The organism is Thauera sp. 63 (assembly GCF_000310165.2).
In the GTDB taxonomy this organism is placed as follows: domain Bacteria; phylum Pseudomonadota; class Gammaproteobacteria; order Burkholderiales; family Rhodocyclaceae; genus Thauera; species Thauera humireducens.
Map to the genome: position 1 here is coordinate 1 of NZ_AMXC01000012.1, position 18364 is coordinate 18364.

Sequence of the window (18364 nt, forward strand, 5' to 3'; positions counted from 1 at the left end):
CCCCCCTGCCGTAGTGCTTAGGGAGCGTCTCGGTCTTGCGGGATGCTTCGGGGTGAGGTCAGGGTGAGGCGGGGCGTGACAAGGGTCGATTCATTGCAGGGCTGGAGCGGGAACTTCCTGGGCATCGTCGCAATGGTGTTCGGCGTGGCGATGTTCGCGCTCGTCGATGCCATCCTGAAGCTGCTGGTCGCGCATTACCCACCCTTGCAAGTGGCCGGCCTGCGAGGCCTTGTTGCCCTGCCGGTACTGCTCGTCTGGATTCATCGGCGGCGCGCGTGGCGGTCGCTGATCCGGGTCCGTGTGCCGCTCCAGCTCATGCGAGGGATGTTGGCCGTGGGCATGCTCGTGCTCCTGACGCTCGGTTATCGCGATCTGCCGCTGGCCAACGCCTACACCCTGTATTTCGTCGCGCCCCTGCTGATGACCTTGCTCGCCGGCCCCCTGCTCGGCGAAAGGGGGACGGCCGTGCACTGGTATGCCCTGGTCGGTGGCCTGCTCGGCGTACTGATCGCGCTGCGCCCGGGGGGAGAGGCGTTCTTCAACTGGGCGGGACTGTTCATCGTGGGCGCGGCCTTCTGCTATGCCGGTGTCGCCGTTCTGACCCGCCTGGGAAGCCGGACCGACTCCAAGGAGAGCCTGATGTTCTGGATGATGGCGATGATGGCGGTTCTGCCCAGTGCGCTCGCCCTTCCAGACTGGATGCCCATTCGAGACGAGCACGTGTGGTTGCTGGTCGCACTGGCGCTGGTCGGCTTTCTGGCGCAACTGGGCATCACCGAGGCCTTCCGCCATGGCCAGGCTTCGGTGGTGGCCCCCTTTGAATACACCGCGCTGGCCTGGGGCGTCGGCGTGGACTGGCTGATCTGGAGCGTGCTCCCGGGGATGCATACCCTGGTGGGCGGTGTGGTGATCCTGCTGTCGGGACTCTATGTCCTCAGGCACGAACTGCGGCGCTCAGACGCTGCAATCGGAGAAGGTGAAAGGAAATGAAATATCTGCATGCAATGGTACGTGTCTCCAACCCGGACGAATCCCTGCGTTTCTACTGCGATGCGCTCGGGCTCGAACTCATCCGCAAGCGCGAATCGGAAAAGGGGCAATTCACGAACTACTATCTGTCTGCGCCGGGCGATCATTCCGTCCAGATTGAATTGACCCACAATTGGGCACCCGAAACGTATTCCGGAGGGCGTAATTTTGGTCATCTGGCATTCGGGGTTGACGATATCTATGCCGTTTGCGAAAGACTGAAGACGCATGGCGTGACGATCAATCGGCCTCCCCGTGACGGGTACATGGCTTTCGTGCGTTCTCCGGACGGGATTTCGATCGAGCTTCTCCAGAATGGCGAGCCCCTGCCGCCGCGGCAGCCATGGGCAGACATGCCCAACACGGGGAGCTGGTGAGCTTCGCTGCTAAACTCCGGTCTGGGTCACGGGCCTGTCGCGCCATCGCTGGCGTGTATTCAAGCGATGGCAGGTGCCGTGATTCGTCCGGGATGATGGTGTTCCGGACGGCCGAACGGATCAGGAGCGCTTAGCAGCATATGCGGTACACCTTCAAGCAGCTTGAGTATTTTGTCGCTGTCGCCGAATGCGGGACGATTGCGGGTGCGGCGGAGAAGGTGCATGTCTCGCCGCCCTCGATATCCGTCGCCATCGCTCAGCTCGAGGAGGCGCTCGAGGTACGGCTCTTCGTACGTCAGCCCAGTGGACTTCAATTGACCGATGCCGGCAGCGAGGTCCTGAGCCATACGCGGGCGCTGCTCGAGAAGGCGCACGGACTGCAGGATTTCAGCGGTCTGGTCAAGGGGGAATTGCGGGGAAAGGTCACGCTGGGCTCGTTCATCACGCTGGCGCCCCTCGTATTGCCCGAGATCTGCCAGTCCTTTGCCGAACGGCATCCGGCTGTGAGCATCGAGTTGCTCGAGGGGAGCCAGGACCAATTGATCGGGTATTTGCGGCGCGGCATCATCGACCTTGCGATCACCTACGAGATGCACATCCCTCAGGATCTCTGGTTCGAGCCCCTTGCCGGCCTGCCGCCGGTGGTGATGGTGGATGCGAATCACCGCCTGGCGACCATGTCGTCAGTGGATATCAAGGAGCTGGAGGGCGACCCCTACATCCTTCTGGATCTCCCGATCAGCCGGGATTACTTCCTGTCCATTTTCGAGAAGTCGGGCGTCTCGCCGAACGTCCGGATGAAGACGACGCATTTCGAGGTCGTCCGCTCGATGGTCGCGAACGGCATCGGCGTCTCGATTGGCGTCGTGCGTCCGGTCAACAATGCCGCGCTTGACGGCAAGCCCATCGTTTCGGTGCCGATCTCCAATCCGCTTCCCGTCCTCAATATCGGCGTCCTTTCCCGGCGCTCGGACTTCAGTCAGCTGGCCTCGGCCCTGAAGAAGCAGATTCAGCAACTCGTCACGCCCAGCCACGTGCCGGGCATGACCCCGCTCTGAGTGGCGATGACGGTTCGCTGACACTTCAAGCGAACGAGCCGTGTTCCGGCTCCCGGGAGTCGGTGGGCTATATTCTCAGTCTGTCCACGCGCTGATGGAGTCCGTCATGTCCCGTCCCGTCGTCGAATTCTGGTACGAGTTTGCCAGCACCTATTCCTGGCTGTCGGTGATGCGCATCGAACCGCTGGCCGAGGCGGCGGGTGTCGAGCTGGTGTGGAGGCCCTTCCTGCTCGGGCCAGTGTTCATGGCGCTGGGCTGGAACGACTCGCCGTTCAACATCTATCCGCCCAAGGGGCGCTACATGTGGCGCGACCTGGAGCGCCTGGCGGCCAAGCACCACCTGCCGTTCCTCAAGCCCAGCGGCTTTCCGCGCAACAGCGTGCTGGCGGCGCGGGTGGCGCTGGTCGGTGTGGGCGAAGGCTGGGTGGCGCCGTTCTCGCGTGCGGTGATGAACGCGAACTTCGCCGAGGACCGGGACATCGGCCAGCGCGAGGTGATTGCCGACATCCTCACGGCGCAGGGGCTGGATGCCGAGGCGGTGATCGGCCGCGCGCTGGCCGATGCCAACAAGCTCGCATTGCGCTGCCAGACCGAGCGCGCGGCGGAGCTGGGTCTGTTCGGCGCACCGAGCTTCCGCGTCGGCGACGAGCTGTTCTGGGGCAACGACCGCCTCGAGGACGCGCTGGACTGGGCGCGCGGCGTTCGAGCGCTGTAATACGGCTGCGGACAGCGCTGCCAACCGGGAGCCGCAGGCGGCTTCGCTGCCTGCGTCGGTCCGCGACGTCCCTACTTCTTCTTCGCGGCCTGCTCTTCTTCGTACTTGCGCAGGCGCTCTTCGTAGCGCGCACGGTCGCGTGCCGCGGCTTCGGCGCGGGCGGCGGCTTCGGCCTCGGTATCCGCACGCTTGGCGGCGCGTTCGGCATCGCGCGCGGCGCGTTGCGCCTCGGCCGTGGCCGCAGCGTCGCTTGCCGATCGAGCGCGGTCGCGACGGATGCGATCGGCTTCGGGGGTCGGCGCGATGTCGACATCCGGTGCAGGCACGGGGATGACGGTCGGCGCACGGCGGGCCGCCTCGGGGTCCGGCGCGGGGGCGGCAGGCTCGGAGGGCGGGGCGAGCCGCTGGCTGGCCTGCACCTCGGCCGCAGCGCGCTGACGTTGCGCAAGGTCGATCTGGCGCGCCTCGGCTTCCAGCGCGCGGGCTTGCTGGATGGTGTCGAGTCGCTGGCGCTTGGCCTTGTCAATGCAGTGATTGACCATGAACGTGTCGTAGCAGCCCGCCTCGGTGGCCTTGAACGTGGTCTCGGCCTCGTCACGCAAGGCCTTCGCCTGCGCTTCGAGTTCGGCCCGGCGCGCATCCTCGGCGACGCGCCGCGTGCGTTCGGCCGCTTCGGCTTCGGCCTGCGGCGTGGGGGCCGGCTGGGCAAGGGCGGCCGGCGACAGCGACAGCAGGGCGACGGCGGACAGGGACAGGATGCTGCGGGGCAGGGCGGGGAAGACGCTGGGGCGGGACATGCGCGCAAGGTTCCGGGGACGATTCGCTTGGCGCGTAGAATAGCGCCTTTACCTGCTTTCGCGGCCCTGCGGCCGTGTATCCGTTCGTGATCAGTCTTCGCAATTTGCGCCTCGCGCGCGGCGCCAGGGTCCTCATCGAGGCCGCCACGCTGCAGATCCACCCCGGCTGGAAGGTCGGCCTCACCGGTGCCAACGGCAGCGGCAAGTCCAGCCTGTTCGCCATGCTGCGCGACCAACTCCACCCCGACCAGGGCGACCTCGACATGCCGCCCGGCTGGGTGATCGCGCACGTCGCGCAGGAAACGCCCGGTTTGCCGCAGCCGGCGATCGACTACGTGCTCGACGGCGACGCCGAGTTGCGCCGCATCGAGGCCGAACTGGCTGCCGCCGAGGCCGCCCACGATGGCGAGCACATCGGCGCGCATATCGGTGAACTCCACGCCCGCCTGCACGAGATCGGCGGCTATGCGGCGCGTTCGCGCGCGGCAGCGCTGCTCGACGGTCTCGGCTTCCTGCCCGCGGACATCGAGCGTCCGGTGTCCGATTTCTCCGGCGGCTGGCGCATGCGCCTGAACCTGGCGCAGGCGCTGATGTGCCGTTCCGACCTGCTGCTGCTCGACGAGCCCACCAACCACCTCGACCTCGACGCGGTGATCTGGCTCGAGGCCTGGCTGCGCGACTACCGCGGCACGCTGTTGCTGATCTCGCACGACCGCGAGTTCCTCGACGCCTGCGTCACCCACATTGCCCACATCGAGCAGCAGAGGCTCGCGCTCTATACCGGCGGCTATTCCGACTTCGAGCGCCAGCGCGGCGAGCGCCTGCTGCAGCAGCAGGCGATGTTCGACAAGCAGCAGCGCGAGATCGCGCACATGGAAGACTACATCCGCCGCTTCCGCGCCAAGGCCACCAAGGCCCGCCAGGCGCAGAGCCGGATCAAGGCGCTCGAGCGCATGGAGCGCATCGCCGCGGCGCATGTGGACACGCCCTTCACCTTCGGCTTCCGTGACGCGCCGCCGGCGCCCGACCCGCTGCTGCAGATCGAGGACGGCGCAGTCGGCTACGGCGACAAGACGGTGCTCGAGCGCATCACGCTGACCCTGCGCCCCGGCGAGCGCGTCGGCCTGCTCGGGCGCAATGGCGCCGGCAAGTCGACGCTGATCAAGCTGCTCGCCCACGAGTTGCAGCTCGCCAGCGGCCGCCGGCTGGAAGGCAAGGGGCTGGCCACCGGCTACTTCGCCCAGCATCAGCTCGAGACCCTGCGCCCGGACGAGTCGGCGCTGCAGCACATGGTCCGCCTCGACCCGCAGACGCGCGAGCAGGAGCTGCGCGACTATCTCGGCGGCTTCGACTTCCGCGGCGACGGCGTGGGCGGCACCTCCACGCCGGCGACCACCCCCTGCGGCCCGTTCTCCGGCGGCGAGAAGTCGCGCCTGGCGCTGGCGCTGCTGATCTGGCAGCGGCCCAACCTGCTGCTGCTCGACGAGCCGACCAACCACCTCGACCTCGAGATGCGCCACGCACTGACGATGGCGCTGCAGGACTACGAGGGCGCAATGGTGCTGGTGTCGCACGATCGCGCGCTGCTGCGTGCCACCTGCGATCGTTTCCTGCTGGTCGACGGCGGGTGTATCCAGCCCTTCGATGGCGACCTCGACGACTACCGCGACTGGCTCGCCACCCGCCGGGCGGAAGTCGCCGCTGCCGCAGCCTGCCCCGATCAGGCCGCCGACAAGGCTGCGCGCAAGGCCGACCGCGCCCAGGCCGCGGCCGACCGCCAGGCGCGGCTGGCCGCGCGCCGGCCGCTGGTGAAGGAGATCGAGCAGATCGACAAGCGCCTGGCCGCCTGGAACAAGGAAAAGGCCGAGATCGACGCGCAGCTTGCCGACCCGGCGCTCTACACCGGCCCGCAGGCGGGCGAGGTGCCGGCGCTCAACAGGCGCCAGGCCGAACTCGCCGGGCGCATCGAGGAGGCCGAGCTGCGCTGGCTGGAACTGCACGAGGCGCTGGAGGCGATTCCCGCCGACTGAAGCGGGCGACCTCGCAGCCTGCTGCCGATCGCCTATTCCGGCAGCCAGCGTGCGGGGTCGATGTTCCAGGCCTCGAAGTCCTCGTGGCCGACGATGCGGTCCTGCGAGCGGCGCAGATCCACGATCTCGGGCGTCATGTAGTAGCCACGGGAGTGGAAGATCACCTTCACCACCGGCTGCATGAGGTTCTCGGGGTTCTGCGCCTGCACCACGGCGAGGCGGCGGCTCTCCAGGCGCACCAGCGAACCGGTGGGGTAGATGCCGACGGCGCGGATGAAGGCCTGCACCAGCGTCGGGTTGAAGTGGAACTTGCTCCACTCCAGCAGCTTGCGCAGCGCTTCGGTTGGCGCCATGCCCTTGTGATAGACGCGGTTGGATGTGATCGCGTCATACACGTCGACGATCGCCCCCATCTGGCCGTACAGGCTGATCTCGTCGCCCTTGAGCTTGTTCGGGTAGCCAGTGCCGTCGAAGCGCTCGTGGTGCTGCGCCGCCACGTCCAGCGCGATCTGGCTGATGCCCGGCGTGCCCTGCAGGATGATCTTGCTCTGCACGACGTGGCTCTTCATCTTCAGGAACTCGGCGTCGGTGAGCTTGGCCGGCTTGTTCAGGATCTCGTCGGGTACCTTGGCCTTGCCCACGTCGTGCAGCAGGGCGCCGACGGCGATCTCGTGGATGATGTCGCGCGGCAGCTTCAGCGTGCGCGCGAACGAGGTCATCAGCGCGCACACCGAGACCGAGTGCTGGAAGGTGTACTCGTCGTGCTCCTTGAGCCGCGCCAGCGGCAGCATCGCATCCTGCTGGCGGAAGATCGAGTCGACGATGCGTTCGACCAGCGGCTCGATCTGCTCGAGCTGGATCTGCTTGCCGAGCCGGATGTCGCCCATCATGTCGCGCACGATGCGGTTGGCTTCGTTGTGCAGGCTGTGGGCACGTCCCACTTCGCGCTGCACCGCGTCGTGCCGGGGCGGTGTCGCGGTGTTCTTGGCGATCGCCTCCAGCGCCTCGTTGACCTGATGGGCGGCCTCTTCCTGTGTCGGCGCCTGCTCGACATCGAGCCCTTGGCCGATGTCGATGTAGATCTCATGCACGCCCAGTTCGCGCACCTTGGTGACGTCCTCGTCGGACTTCACCGCGAAGCGGTTGCGCAGAAAGTTATGTTCCATCCACCCGCAGTTCAGGTCGTGGATGTACATGCCGGGCTGGAGCTTCTCGATGGGGATCAGCTTGATCATCTGAATTTTGGAGTGAATTTGCCGGAATTATCCGATTCGCGTGCCGTGCCTGCCACCGGGATGTTGCCCGCTTCGAGAAGTTGACCACACTGACCGTGCTTGTCGTCGCCCGACCGACAGTGCCGGAGGCGAATGCTAGAATCGCGGCCTTGGCCAAATATTGTCTGCAGGAGTGTGCAGTGCGTATCGTCTGTCTCGACCTCGAAGGTGTGCTGGTCCCCGAAATCTGGATCGAATTCGCCGAGCGTACCGGCATCCCCGAGCTGCGCCGCACCACGCGTGACGAGCCCAACTACGACACGCTGATGAAGTACCGCCTGAACATCCTGGCGGAGAAGAAGCTGGGCCTGCCCGACATTCAGGACGTGATCGCCAGCATGGGGCCGATGGAGGGTGCGCGCGCCTTCCTCGACGATCTGCGCGACACCTACCAGGTGGTGATCCTGTCCGACACCTTCTACGAGTTCGCCAAGCCGCTGATGAAGCAGCTCGGCCTGCCGACCCTGTTCTGCCACAGTCTCGAAGCCAACGCCGAGGGCATCCTGGTCAACTACCACCTGCGCATGCCCGACCAGAAGCGCGAGGCCGTCAAGCGCTTCAAGGAACTGAACTTCAAGGTCGTGGCCGCGGGCGACTCGTACAACGATACCGCGATGCTGGGCGAGGCCCACGGCGGCATCCTGTTCCACCCGCCGGAGAACGTGGTGCGCGAGTTCCCGCAGTATCCGGTGGTGCGCGACTACGCTGCCCTGCGCGCCGAGATCGACAAAGCATTTGCCCGCGCCGGCTGAGGCACCCACACGCCATGCACCGCGAACGCTTCTACACCCTGTCCGCCTCCTGCCCCGACCGCGTCGGCATCGTCGCCAAGGTCTCCGGCTTCATCGCCGAGCACAAGGGCTGGATCCTCGAGACCTCGCTGCACGCCGAGCAACCGGCCGAAGGCGAGTCGGTCGGCCGCTACTTCATGCGCATCGAGATCAAGGCCGACTCGCTGCCCTTCCACCTTGCCGAGTTCCGCGAGCGCTTCCGCCCGCTGGCGGAGGAACTCGAGATGGAGTGGAAGATCAGCGACTCCGCGGTCAAGAAGCGTGTCGTGATGCTGGTCAGCAAGCAGGAGCACTGCCTGTACGACCTGCTCGCACGCTGGCAGTCGAAGGAACTCGACATCGAGATCCCGTGCGTGATCTCCAACCATGACGCCTTCCGCGGCTTCGTCGAGTGGCACGGCATTCCCTTCCATCACGTGCCGGTCACCGCCGACAACAAGGCTTCGGCCTACGCCGAAGTGCAGCGCATCTTCGAGGAAGTGCGCGGCGACACCATGGTGCTGGCGCGCTACATGCAGATCCTGTCGCCGGAGCTGTGTGCCGCCTACCCCGGCCGCATCATCAACATCCATCACAGCTTCCTGCCCAGCTTCGTCGGCGCCAAGCCCTACCACCAGGCCTGGGCCAAGGGCGTCAAGCTCATCGGCGCCACCTGCCATTACGTCACCGCCGACCTGGACCAGGGGCCGATCATCGAGCAGGACGTGATCCGCATCGACCACTCCGATGCGGTCGAGGACATGGTCCGCTACGGCAAGGACATCGAGAAGACGGTGCTCGCCCGCGGCCTGCGCTACCACCTTGAAGACCGGGTGCTGGTGCACGGCAACAAGACCATCGTGTTCCGCTGAGCGATCGGGGCGCTCGCCCCGCCCGGCGAGGCCGGGACCGTGGCCCGCCTATGTCCAAATCCCCATCAAGACAATACGATGTCGGGTTTCGGGCGGTCCGCAAAAAGAACTGGGATACACCTCATGCACAACTCGGGAAAGAACATGCTCACGGTCGAGAAAATCGGTGGCACGTCGATGTCGGCATTCGGCGATGTGCTGCGCCACATCATGCTCCACGACAAATCGCGCATCTACGGGCGCATCTACGTGGTGTCCGCCTATTCGGGCGTGACGAACCAGCTGCTGGAACACAAGAAGACCGGTGAGCCGGGCATCTACGCGCTGTTCGCCGACGGTGCGAACTACCACGCCGCGCTGGATGGCCTGGCGGCCAGCCTGAAGAAGCTCAACGCCGGTTTCGCCGATCTCGGCCTGCCGCTGGATGTGGCCGACGCCTTCGTCGATACCCGTATCGGCGAGGTCAAGAAGTACCTCGAGGCCATGCACCACGTGCTCGCCAGCGGCTACATCAGTCGCAAGGACGTGCTGCTCGCCGCGCGCGAGGTGCTGGCCTCGATCGGCGAGTCGCACAGCGCGTTCAACAGTGTCGAGATGCTCAAGGCCAATGGCGTCAAGGCCATCCTGCTCGATCTCGCCGGCTTCCACGACGACGAAGCCTGGACCATCGACGAGCGCATCCAGAACAGCTTCAAGGGCCTGGATCTCGCCAACAACGTCATCGTCGCCACCGGCTACACCAAGGGTACCGAAGGCATCATGCGCGAGTTCGACCGCGGCTATTCCGAGGTCACCTTCAGCAAGATCGCCGTCGAGCTGCGCCCCGCCGAAGCCGTCATCCACAAGGAGTTCCACCTGTCCTCCGCCGACCCCAATCTGGTCGGCCTCGAGAATGCGGTGGTCGTGGGGGCGACCAACTACGACGTCGCCGACCAGCTCGCCGACGTCGGCATGGAGGCCATCCACCCGAAGGCGGCCAAGCCGATCGAGCTGGCCGGCATCGCGATCCGCCTGAAGAACACCTTCGAGCCCGACCATCCGGGCACGCTGATCACCAAGGACTACGTGGGCGAACGCGCCCGCGTCGAGATGGTGACCGGCAGCGACAAGGTCACGCTGGTCGAGATCCACGACCCCAGCATGGTCGGCACCGTCGGCTTCGACCTGGGGCTGATGGAGATCTTCTGCAGGCACGGCATCTCGTACATCCTGAAGGCCACCAACGCCAACTCGATCGCCCACGTGCTGTGGGAAAGCTCGGTGACGGCCGAGCTCATCGCCGAGCTGGAGGCGCGCTACGAAGTAGTGACGGTGAAGCCCAGCGCCATCGTGTGCGCGATCGGCTCCAACATCAGCATTCCCGGCGTGCTCGCGCGCGCGGCGCAGACGCTGGCGGACGCGGGCGTCAACGTCAACTGCGTGTCGCAGACCCTGCGCCAGGTGAACATGCAGTTCATCATCGAGCGCAGCGACTACAAGAAGGCGATCGTCGCCCTCAACCAGGCGCTGTGCGTCAATCCCGGCGTGCCGGTGCCGCGGGTCTGAGCGTCCTGCTCCCGCGTTCGCGCAGGGCGAGGAATGCGATCGGGGCGGCCTTCGGGCCGCCCCGCTTTCTTTGCGTACACCCGGCGCGAAAAAAAACGGCGCCCCGTGGAGCGCCGCGTTAAAACGAAGCCGGGGAGGACCGGCTCCGCAGGTGACATCGTTCCCGCTTACATCCGGTAGGCGGTTTCGCCGTGGGCGGTGATATCCAGGCCCTCGCGCTCTTCCTCTTCCGGCACGCGCAGGCCGACCAGGACGTCCGCGATCTTGTAGGCGACGAAGGCGACCACGGCGGACCACACGATGGTGATGATCACGCTCCAGGTCTGGATCCACACCTGCGCACCCATCGCGAAGTCCTCGCCGCCGGTGCCGCCCAGCGACGGGGCCGCGAACACGCCGGTCAGGATGGCGCCGACGATGCCGCCCACGCCATGCACCCCGAACACGTCGAGTGCGTCGTCCGCGCCGAGCATGTGCTTCAGGCCATTCACGCCCCACAGGCAGATGAAGCCCGACAGCAGGCCGATGACGATGGCGCCCATCGGGCCGACCGAACCGCAGGCCGGGGTGATGGCGACCAGGCCGGCCACCGCGCCCGACGCCGCACCCAGCATCGAGGGCTTGCCCTTCAGCAGTGCCTCACCCAGCGACCAGGCCAGCACCGCGGCAGCCGTGGCCACCAGCGTGTTGATGAAGGCCAGCGCGGCGCCCGAGGTGGCTTCGAGGTTAGAGCCGGCGTTGAAGCCGAACCAGCCCACCCACAGCAGCGAGGCACCGACCATGGTCAGCGTCAGGCTGTGCGGCGCCATTGATTCGCGACCGAAGCCGATGCGCTTGCCCACCATGTAGGCGCCCACCAGGCCGGCGACGCCGGCGTTGATGTGCACCACGGTGCCGCCGGCGAAGTCGAGCGCGCCGTCCTCCAGCAGGTAGCCGCCCGGGCCCCACACCATGTGGCAGATCGGCAGGTAGCAGAAGGTGAACCAGATCACCGAGAAGATCAGCACCGCGGAGAACTTCATGCGTTCGGCGAAGGCGCCGACGATGAGCGCACCGGTGATGCCGGCGAAGGTGGCCTGGAACGCGATGAAGGCGAACTCGGGCAGCTTCACCGTCTCGGTGAAGGTGTCTGCGAGCGTGTCGATCGTCACCCCGGACAGGAAGATCTTGTCCAGCGAGCCGATGAAGGGGCTGGCTTCGGTGAAGGCCAGGCTGTAACCGTAGATGGCGAACAGCAGGGCATTCAGCGAGAACACGGTCATGACCTGCATCAGCACCGACAGCATGTTCTTGGCGCGTACCAGGCCGCCATAGAACAGTGCGAGGCCGGGCAGGGCCATCATCAGCACGAGCAGGGTGGCCGTCATGATCCAGGCCACATCGCCCTTGTTGACCTCGACCGCAGCGGCGGCGGCCTCCTGGGCGAAGGCGCCGCCCGATGCGCCGGCAAGCGCGCCACCGAGGGCCAGCGCCGGCAGAAGTGCAAAGCGTTTCTTCATTTTGATGATCTCCCTTACAGCGCGTCCGGGCCGGTCTCGCCGGTGCGGATGCGGATGGCCTGTTCCAGTTCGAAGACGAAGATCTTGCCGTCGCCGATCTTGCCGGTGGCGGCGGACTTCTCGATGGCCTCGATCGCCTGGTCCAGGAGGTCGTCGGACACGGCTGCCTCGACTTTCACCTTGGGCAGGAAATCGACGACGTACTCGGCGCCGCGGTAGAGCTCGGTGTGGCCCTTCTGGCGGCCGAAGCCCTTGACCTCGGTGACGGTGATGCCCTGCACACCGATGGCGGACAGCGCTTCGCGCACCTCGTCGAGCTTGAAGGGCTTGATGATCGCAGCGATGAATTTCATGGTTTTCTCCCGTTCAGCTGGCGGGGTGATCAGAAGGACTTGCTGACCGACACGATGAAGCGCTCATCGGCGAGATCGACGTCCTTGATGTCGGTGTCGACGTAGTGCAGACCGAACTCGAAGCCGCCGAGCTCCTTGGTCACGCCGAGCTTCCAGTCCTTGTAGTCGTCACCGCCCTTGAGGTCGTTGTAGCCGTAATGCGCGTCGAGGTTGAATCCGCCACCCAGTTCGTAGGACACGCCCAGGTCGTAGTACTGGCTGCCTTCCGAGTCCGGCAGGCCGAACAGGTCGGTGAACGAGTAGGAGTACTTGAACGACAGGAACTCCCACGACAGCCCGATGTAGCCCTCCAGCGTGTTCGGCTTGGTCAGGCCGGTCTCGGTCTTCCACGTCGAGCTGTAGCTGCCCGGGTAGTAGTACTGCAGCAGGCCGACGTCGTAGCCGATCGGGCCGGCTTCGCCGCTGTAGCCGGCGTAGAGGTCGATCTCGAGGCTGTTGCCGGTCGAGTCGGTGGTGTCGACGTCATTGAGCCAGGAGACGTTCGAGCCCCACACGCCGACGTAGAAGCCGCTCGCGTGCGCATAATCGAAGCCGCCCTGCAGGGCCGGACGCTCGTCGGTCTGGCTGATGCCGCGGTAGGCATAGTCCGACACGATGCCCACGTTGGCGGAGAAGGGGCTCTCTTCGGCGTGGGCTGCCCCCGCGAAGGGAAGGGCGGCGGCGAGGGCAGCGGCGACAAGGGTCTTGTGCATGGTTGTTTTCTCCTGAGACAGATGAGGGGTTCCGACGAACAACCTTTAGCAGGCCGCGTGCCAGCTTCGTGAAATCCAGTGTTCATGCGGGTTTCACATGCGCCGATGGCGCTTTTCAGGCGGCGTTGCTGCGGTGCGAGATGAAATCGCGCACGAAAGCGGGACGCGATGCACCGATGTGGTGCATCGGCATCGGCGCGGTGTCCGCGGCCGACGCCGGGCAGTCTTGGCGGGCGTGCTAGACTTCGACCGTCTACAACCGGCACTTCACTACCGATCATGGCTACTCCGCGCTTTCTCGACGAAATCGGCTCCAAACTCTCCGAACTGGCGGCCAACAGCCCCGCCCGCGACATCGAGAAGAACGTCAAGGCCATGCTCGGCAGCGCCTTCGGCAAGCTCGACCTCGTGACCCGCGAGGAATTCGAGGTGCAGCGCGAAGTGCTGGCCCATGCGCGCCAGAAGGTTGCCGATCTGGAAGCCCGCGTTGTCGAGCTCGAGCGCCGCCTCGCCGGCGAGGGTGACAAGCCGGCCTGATCTCCGGTGCCGGACATGTCGTCCGGCTTATCTGTTTGTCATTAGTGTGTTCTCCGCTAGACTGGCCCCCCGCCCAGTCTGGAGAGCCGCATGTCGCTTGCACTCGTGCGCAGCCGCGCACTCGATGGTCTCGACGCGCCGGAGGTCACGGTCGAGGTGCATCTGGCCAACGGCCTGCCCGCCTTCAGTCTCGTCGGCCTGCCCGACACCGAGGTACGCGAGGCGCGCGACCGGGTGCGTGCGGCCCTTCAGACCTCGCAGTTCGAGTTCCCGCAGCGGCGCATCACGGTCAATCTGGCGCCTGCCGATCTGCCGAAGGAGGGCGGGCGCTTCGATCTGGCGATCGCCGTGGGCATTCTTGTCGCTTCCGGCCAGGTCGCCGGCAGGCTGCTCGACGGGCTGGAGTTCTGCGGCGAGCTGTCGCTCAATGGCGAGCTGCGCGCGGTGCGCGGCGTGCTTGCCGTGGCGCTGGCCGCAGGGCGTGCGCGGCGCAGTCTCGTGGTGGCGACGGCCAACGCGCCCGAAGCGGCGCTGGCGCGTACCGCGACCGTGTTGCCGGCGGCCAGCCTGTGTGCGGTGGCGGCGCACCTCAATGGCCACACGCCGCTGCCGCCGACCGTGCTCGACAATCCGGCCGCTGCCGCCACGGCGTGCGCGCCCGACCTTGCCGATGTGCGCGGGCAGCTCCAGGCGCGCCGTGCGCTGGAAGTAGCCGCCGCGGGCGCGCACTCGCTGCTGCTGTTCGGTCCGCCGGGCACGGGCAAGTCCATGCTGGCGCAGCGGCTGCCCGGCCTGCTGCCACCCATGCTCGAACATGAAGCGCTCGAGACCGCGGCCGTGTGTTCACTCGAAGGCAGTTTCGATGCGTCGCGCTGGGCCCAGCGCCCCTTCCGCAGTCCGCATCACTCGGCCTCGGCGGCGGCACTGGTGGGCGGCGGGGCGACGCCGCGGCCGGGCGAGATCTCGCTGGCCCACAACGGGGTGCTCTACCTCGACGAGTTGCCCGAGTTCGACCGCCGTGTGCTCGAATCCCTGCGCGAACCGCTGGAAACAGGCCATATCAGCGTCTCGCGCGCCCGCAGACGTGCGGAGTTCCCCGCCCGGTTCCAGTTGGTGGCAGCGATGAATCCCTGTCCCTGCGGCTATGCGGGACACCCGCGAAAGCCCTGCAGGTGCACGCCCGAACAGGTTGCCCGCTATCGCGGAAAACTCTCCGGGCCGCTGCTGGACCGCATCGACCTGGTGGTCGAGGTTCCGGTGCTGGCGCACGAGGAGCTCGCCACGGCGGTCCCGGCGCCCTCGTCAGCGGACGTGCGGGCGCGCGTGGTGCAGGCGCGGGCGCAGCAGATGGAACGCCAGGGCGACGTGAATGCGCGGCTCGACAGCCGCGGTGTGGAACGTTTCTGCCTGCCGGATGCGGCGGGCGCAGCCCTGCTGCAGCAGGCGATGAATCGTCTGGATCTCTCGGCGCGCGCCTATCACCGCATCCTGCGGGTGGCGCGCACGCTGGCCGACATGGCAGGTGCCGCGCAGCCGGGCGCGGCGCATGTGGCGGAGGCGATCCAGTACCGCCGCAGTCTGGACGGTCGCTGAGGCGACGGCTGCGCCGAACGCGGTCCGGTCAGCGCGGTGGTGCGCGCCTCAGCACTGCTCCCACGGCAGACCGTCGAAACGCCAGCCATTCACCGAGTTGCGGTGGTGGCGCTCGTCGAGTTCGCCCTCGAAGCCATGCTGCACGTTGTAGACCTCTTCGAAGCCGGCCTCGATCAGCGTATGGCCTGCCGTCTCGGAACGGTTACCCGAGCGGCAGATCAGCAGGATCGGGCGCTTGCCGCCGTTGCCGGCCAGCTTTCTGACCTCGCCGACGAAGTGCGGGTTCACCTCCCAGTCCGGGCCGTCGTTCCACGAGACGTGGATCGCGCCGACGGGATGGCCGACGAACAGGTACTCGATCTCGCTGCGCACATCGATCAGCAGCGCTTCCGGGTTTGCCTGCAGGAAGGCATAGGCTTCCTTGGGGGGGATGTGCTTCATGCGTTGTTCTCCTTGGGCGAAGGATTATATTCGGAACAACGAATGCACTGCCTGCCGGCTGTTTCCAGCGCGGCCAGGGCCAAGGCCAGCGCCAGGACGGCGAGCGTTCGGGTCGGGCGCCGGGGTCAGGCGATCTCGCCCAGATAGGCGGCGCGCACCTTCGGGTTGGCCAGCAGCTCGTCTCCGGTGCCGGTCAGCGTGATCTTGCCCGATTCCATCACGTAGCCGCGCTGGGCGAACTCCAGTGCCAGGTTGGCATTCTGCTCGACCAGCAGGATGGTGACGCCTTCACGGGCCACCGACTGCACGACCTCGAAGATCTTCTCGACCACCAGCGGCGCCAGGCCCATCGACGGCTCGTCCAGCAGTAGCAGCTTGGGGCGCGACAGCAGTGCACGGCCGATGGCCACCATCTGCTGCTCCCCGCCCGACAGCGTGCCGGCCACCTGGTGCAGACGCTCCTTGACCCGCGGCAGCATGGTGTAGACGCGCTCCAGATCGGTCTCGATGCCCGCCTTGTCGTTGCGGGTGTAGGCGCCCATGCGCAGGTTCTCTTCTACCGTCAGGCGGGTGAAGATGCCACGCCCCTCGGGCACCAGTGCAATCCCCTTGCGCAGGCGCTTGTGGGCCGGCACGGTGTTCATCCGGTCGCCGCCATACAGGATGTCGCCGCCGGCGACCGGCAGCACGCCGGCGATGGCGTTGAGCGTGGTGGTCTTGCCGGCGCCGTTGGCGCCGATCAGGCAGACGAGTTCGCCCGCCCACAGGTCGAGGTCGATGCCCTTGACGGCCTGGATGCCGCCGTAGGCGATCTGCAGGTTCTGCAACTGCAGCAGCGGGGAGGTGGGATTAGTGTGCATGCTTGCCTCCGCCCAGGTAGGCGGCGATGACTGCTTCGTTCTTCTGCACCACCGCGGGCACGTCCTCGGCGATCTTCTTGCCGAAGTCCAGCACCGCGACGCGGTCGCACAGGCCCATCACCAGCTTCACGTCGTGCTCGATCAGCATCACCGTGATGCCGTCGTGACGGATCTGCTCGATCAGTACCTTGAGCTGCGCGGTTTCGGTGGCGTTCATGCCGGCGGCGGGTTCGTCGAGCGCCAGCAGCTGCGGCTCGGTGGCGAGCGCGCGGGCGATCTCCAGCCGGCGCTGGTCGCCGTAGGACAGGTTCTTCGACACCACGTCGGCGAAGCGGCCAATGCCCACGTAATTGAGCAGCTCGTAGGCGCGCTGCGTGGTCAGTCGCTCTTCCTCGCGGGTGAAGCGGTTCCACGTCAGGATGCCCCACACGCCCGCCTTGGTGCGGATGTGGTGGCCGGCCATGACGTTCTCGAGCGCGGTGAGGTCGCGGAACAGGCGGATGTTCTGGAAGGTGCGGGCAATGCCGCGGCCGACGATCTTGTGTGGCTTGCCGGCGGGCAGTTCGCTGCCGTTGAACACGAACTCGCCGCCGTCCGGCGTGTAGGCGCCGGTCAGCACGTTGAAGAAGGTGGTCTTGCCGGCGCCGTTGGGGCCGATCAGGCCATAGATCTCGCCCTTGCGGATGGTCAGCGATACGTCGGTCAACGCCTGCAGGCCACCGAAGCGCTTGCCGATGTTACGGGCTTCGAGCAGGGTGATCACTGCGCACCTCCCTGCTTCATGTTCTCGGGGTGGGCGTAGCGGGCGCGGGCGGGGATCATGCCCGAGGGGCGGAGCAGCATCATCAGGATCATGGCGAGCGACAACAGCAGCATGCGGAGCACTTCGGGGTCGAGGATCACGGTGCCGAACAGCGTCTGCTGCAGCGGCACGGCGACGTCGCGCAGGATCTCGGGCAGCAGGGCGAGCACGAAGGCGCCGATGATGGCGCCGGCGATGTTGCCCATGCCGCCGAACACCACCATCGTCAGCACGGCGATGGATTCCATCAGGCTGAAGCTCTCGGGGCTGACGAAGCCCTGGAAGGCGCCGAACAGCGCGCCCGCCACGCCGCCGAAGGTGGCGCCGAGCGAGAATGCCAGCAGCTTCATGTTGCGCGTGTTGATGCCGATGGCCTTGGCCGCCAGCTCGTCGTCACGCATCGCCGCCCAGGCGCGGCCGACGCGCGAGATCTGCAGGCGCTGGATGAACAGGATCGAGCCCGCCACGCACAGCAGGAAGAAGTAGTAGTACAGGAACAGCGAGTTGATCGAGAAGGTTTCGGTGACCTGCAGGTTGCGCGACAGATCCCAGCCGAACAGGTTGATCGGGTCGATCATGTTGATGCCCTGCGGCCCGTTGGTGATGTTGATCGGGTAGTTCAGGTTCAGCATGAAGATGCGGATGATCTCGCCGAAGCCGAGGGTCACGATCGCGAGGTAGTCCCCTCGTAATCGCAGGACCGGAAAGCCCAGCATGATCCCCGCGAGTGCGGCGAAGGCCGCCCCGAGCGGCAGTACCAGCCAGAACGGCAGGTGGATGTCGAAGTGCGGCGAGGCGAGGAAGGCGAAGGTGTAGGCCCCGACGGCGTAGAACGCGATGTAGCCCAGGTCGAGCAGGCCGGCGAAGCCCACCACCAGGTTCAGGCCCAGCGCCAGCATCATGTACAGCAGCGCGAAGTCGAGGATGCGCACCCAGCTCTTGCCGAACTGCCAGGCGATGATCGGCGCCACCAGGGCGATGATGATGATGAGCCAGCGCGCAGCCATCGGGTTGCGCTTGCCCAGGTAGGGGACGGCGGAGACGAGTTCGTTCATGGTTG

19 protein-coding genes are annotated in these 18364 nt (G+C 66.4%); 10 read left to right on the plus strand and 9 right to left on the minus strand.

All coding sequences use genetic code 11. The features are described 5' to 3' along the window. Window positions 1-75 precede the first annotated feature (75 nt). From C664_RS11805 to C664_RS11820, 4 genes are all read left to right on the plus strand, one after another. Complete coding sequence (locus C664_RS11805; RefSeq protein WP_198291518.1) at window positions 76-990, plus strand: DMT family transporter; 915 nt, start codon at window positions 76-78, stop codon at window positions 988-990. Continuing rightward, on the plus strand, window positions 987-1406 hold the full coding sequence (locus tag C664_RS11810) for a VOC family protein (RefSeq protein WP_004260153.1): 420 nt from the start codon (window positions 987-989) through the stop codon (window positions 1404-1406). Before C664_RS11805 ends, C664_RS11810 begins: the two co-directional genes overlap by 4 nt. 140 nt (window positions 1407-1546) lie before the next feature. Further along, window positions 1547-2464 carry a LysR family transcriptional regulator gene (locus C664_RS11815; RefSeq protein ID WP_004260155.1) on the plus strand — a complete coding sequence of 306 codons (918 nt, stop codon included), beginning with the start codon at window positions 1547-1549 and terminating at the stop codon, window positions 2462-2464. A gap of 106 nt (window positions 2465-2570) precedes the next feature. Continuing rightward, complete coding sequence (locus C664_RS11820) at window positions 2571-3179, plus strand: 2-hydroxychromene-2-carboxylate isomerase (RefSeq protein WP_004260156.1); 609 nt, start codon at window positions 2571-2573, stop codon at window positions 3177-3179. A 71-nt stretch (window positions 3180-3250) separates the two neighbouring features. Here the strand turns inward: C664_RS11820 and C664_RS11825 are convergent, their stop codons facing one another. Continuing rightward, window positions 3251-3976, minus strand: coding sequence for a hypothetical protein (locus tag C664_RS11825; RefSeq protein WP_004260160.1), 726 nt, complete (start codon window positions 3974-3976; stop codon window positions 3251-3253). Window positions 3977-4062: 86 nt separating this feature from the next. Between C664_RS11825 and C664_RS11830 the strand changes: the two genes are divergently transcribed. After that, a complete protein-coding gene (locus C664_RS11830; RefSeq protein WP_004260164.1) occupies window positions 4063-6006 on the plus strand; it encodes an ATP-binding cassette domain-containing protein in 1944 nt (647 codons plus the stop codon). 32 nt (window positions 6007-6038) lie between these two features. On the opposite strand, the gene C664_RS11835 is transcribed toward C664_RS11830, so the two are convergent. Then, entirely contained in the window at window positions 6039-7241 is a 1203-nt protein-coding gene (locus tag C664_RS11835) for an HD-GYP domain-containing protein (protein WP_004260166.1), read from the minus strand. Window positions 7242-7420: 179 nt separating this feature from the next. Here C664_RS11835 and thrH point away from each other — a divergent pair, with 179 nt between their 5' ends. The 3 genes from thrH to C664_RS11850 all read left to right on the plus strand — a co-directional run bounded on the left by thrH (window position 7421) and on the right by C664_RS11850 (window position 10467). Further along, window positions 7421-8032, plus strand: a complete 612-nt coding sequence (gene thrH / locus C664_RS11840; RefSeq protein WP_004260169.1) for a bifunctional phosphoserine phosphatase/homoserine phosphotransferase ThrH — start codon at window positions 7421-7423, stop codon at window positions 8030-8032. 14 nt (window positions 8033-8046) lie between these two features. Further along, window positions 8047-8922, plus strand: coding sequence for a formyltetrahydrofolate deformylase (gene purU / locus C664_RS11845; protein ID WP_004260172.1), 876 nt, complete (start codon window positions 8047-8049; stop codon window positions 8920-8922). A gap of 123 nt (window positions 8923-9045) precedes the next feature. Next, window positions 9046-10467 carry an aspartate kinase gene (locus C664_RS11850; protein ID WP_004260175.1) on the plus strand — a complete coding sequence of 474 codons (1422 nt, stop codon included), beginning with the start codon at window positions 9046-9048 and terminating at the stop codon, window positions 10465-10467. Window positions 10468-10634: 167 nt separating this feature from the next. Here the strand turns inward: C664_RS11850 and C664_RS11855 are convergent, their stop codons facing one another. From C664_RS11855 to C664_RS11865, 3 genes are read right to left on the minus strand one after another with little or no spacing between them, the layout of a single operon-like run. Continuing rightward, a complete protein-coding gene (locus C664_RS11855; protein WP_004260186.1) occupies window positions 10635-11966 on the minus strand; it encodes an ammonium transporter in 1332 nt (443 codons plus the stop codon). Window positions 11967-11980: 14 nt separating this feature from the next. Continuing rightward, complete coding sequence (gene glnK / locus C664_RS11860; RefSeq protein WP_004260191.1) at window positions 11981-12319, minus strand: P-II family nitrogen regulator; 339 nt, start codon at window positions 12317-12319, stop codon at window positions 11981-11983. A 29-nt stretch (window positions 12320-12348) separates the two neighbouring features. After that, window positions 12349-13071, minus strand: coding sequence for a TorF family putative porin (locus C664_RS11865; RefSeq protein ID WP_004260196.1), 723 nt, complete (start codon window positions 13069-13071; stop codon window positions 12349-12351). A gap of 279 nt (window positions 13072-13350) precedes the next feature. Between C664_RS11865 and C664_RS11870 the strand changes: the two genes are divergently transcribed. After that, window positions 13351-13608, plus strand: coding sequence for an accessory factor UbiK family protein (locus C664_RS11870; RefSeq protein WP_004260204.1), 258 nt, complete (start codon window positions 13351-13353; stop codon window positions 13606-13608). A gap of 90 nt (window positions 13609-13698) precedes the next feature. After that, window positions 13699-15201 (plus strand): YifB family Mg chelatase-like AAA ATPase, encoded by a 1503-nt coding sequence (locus tag C664_RS11875; RefSeq protein ID WP_004260207.1) that lies wholly within the window; start codon window positions 13699-13701, stop codon window positions 15199-15201. Between the two features lie 48 nt (window positions 15202-15249). Here C664_RS11875 and C664_RS11880 read toward each other — a convergent pair whose 3' ends face one another. The 4 genes from C664_RS11880 to C664_RS11895 form a co-directional block, all read right to left on the minus strand. After that, entirely contained in the window at window positions 15250-15642 is a 393-nt protein-coding gene (locus C664_RS11880; protein WP_004260211.1) for a rhodanese-like domain-containing protein, read from the minus strand. Between the two features lie 125 nt (window positions 15643-15767). Beyond that, a complete protein-coding gene (locus C664_RS11885) occupies window positions 15768-16502 on the minus strand; it encodes an ABC transporter ATP-binding protein (protein WP_004260215.1) in 735 nt (244 codons plus the stop codon). After that, window positions 16492-17265, minus strand: coding sequence for an ABC transporter ATP-binding protein (locus C664_RS11890; protein WP_004260218.1), 774 nt, complete (start codon window positions 17263-17265; stop codon window positions 16492-16494). Before C664_RS11890 ends, C664_RS11885 begins: the two co-directional genes overlap by 11 nt. Further along, window positions 17262-18359, minus strand: coding sequence for an ABC transporter permease subunit (locus tag C664_RS11895; RefSeq protein WP_004260221.1), 1098 nt, complete (start codon window positions 18357-18359; stop codon window positions 17262-17264). The genes C664_RS11890 and C664_RS11895 overlap by 4 nt, the downstream gene beginning before the upstream one ends. Window positions 18360-18364 lie beyond the last annotated feature (5 nt).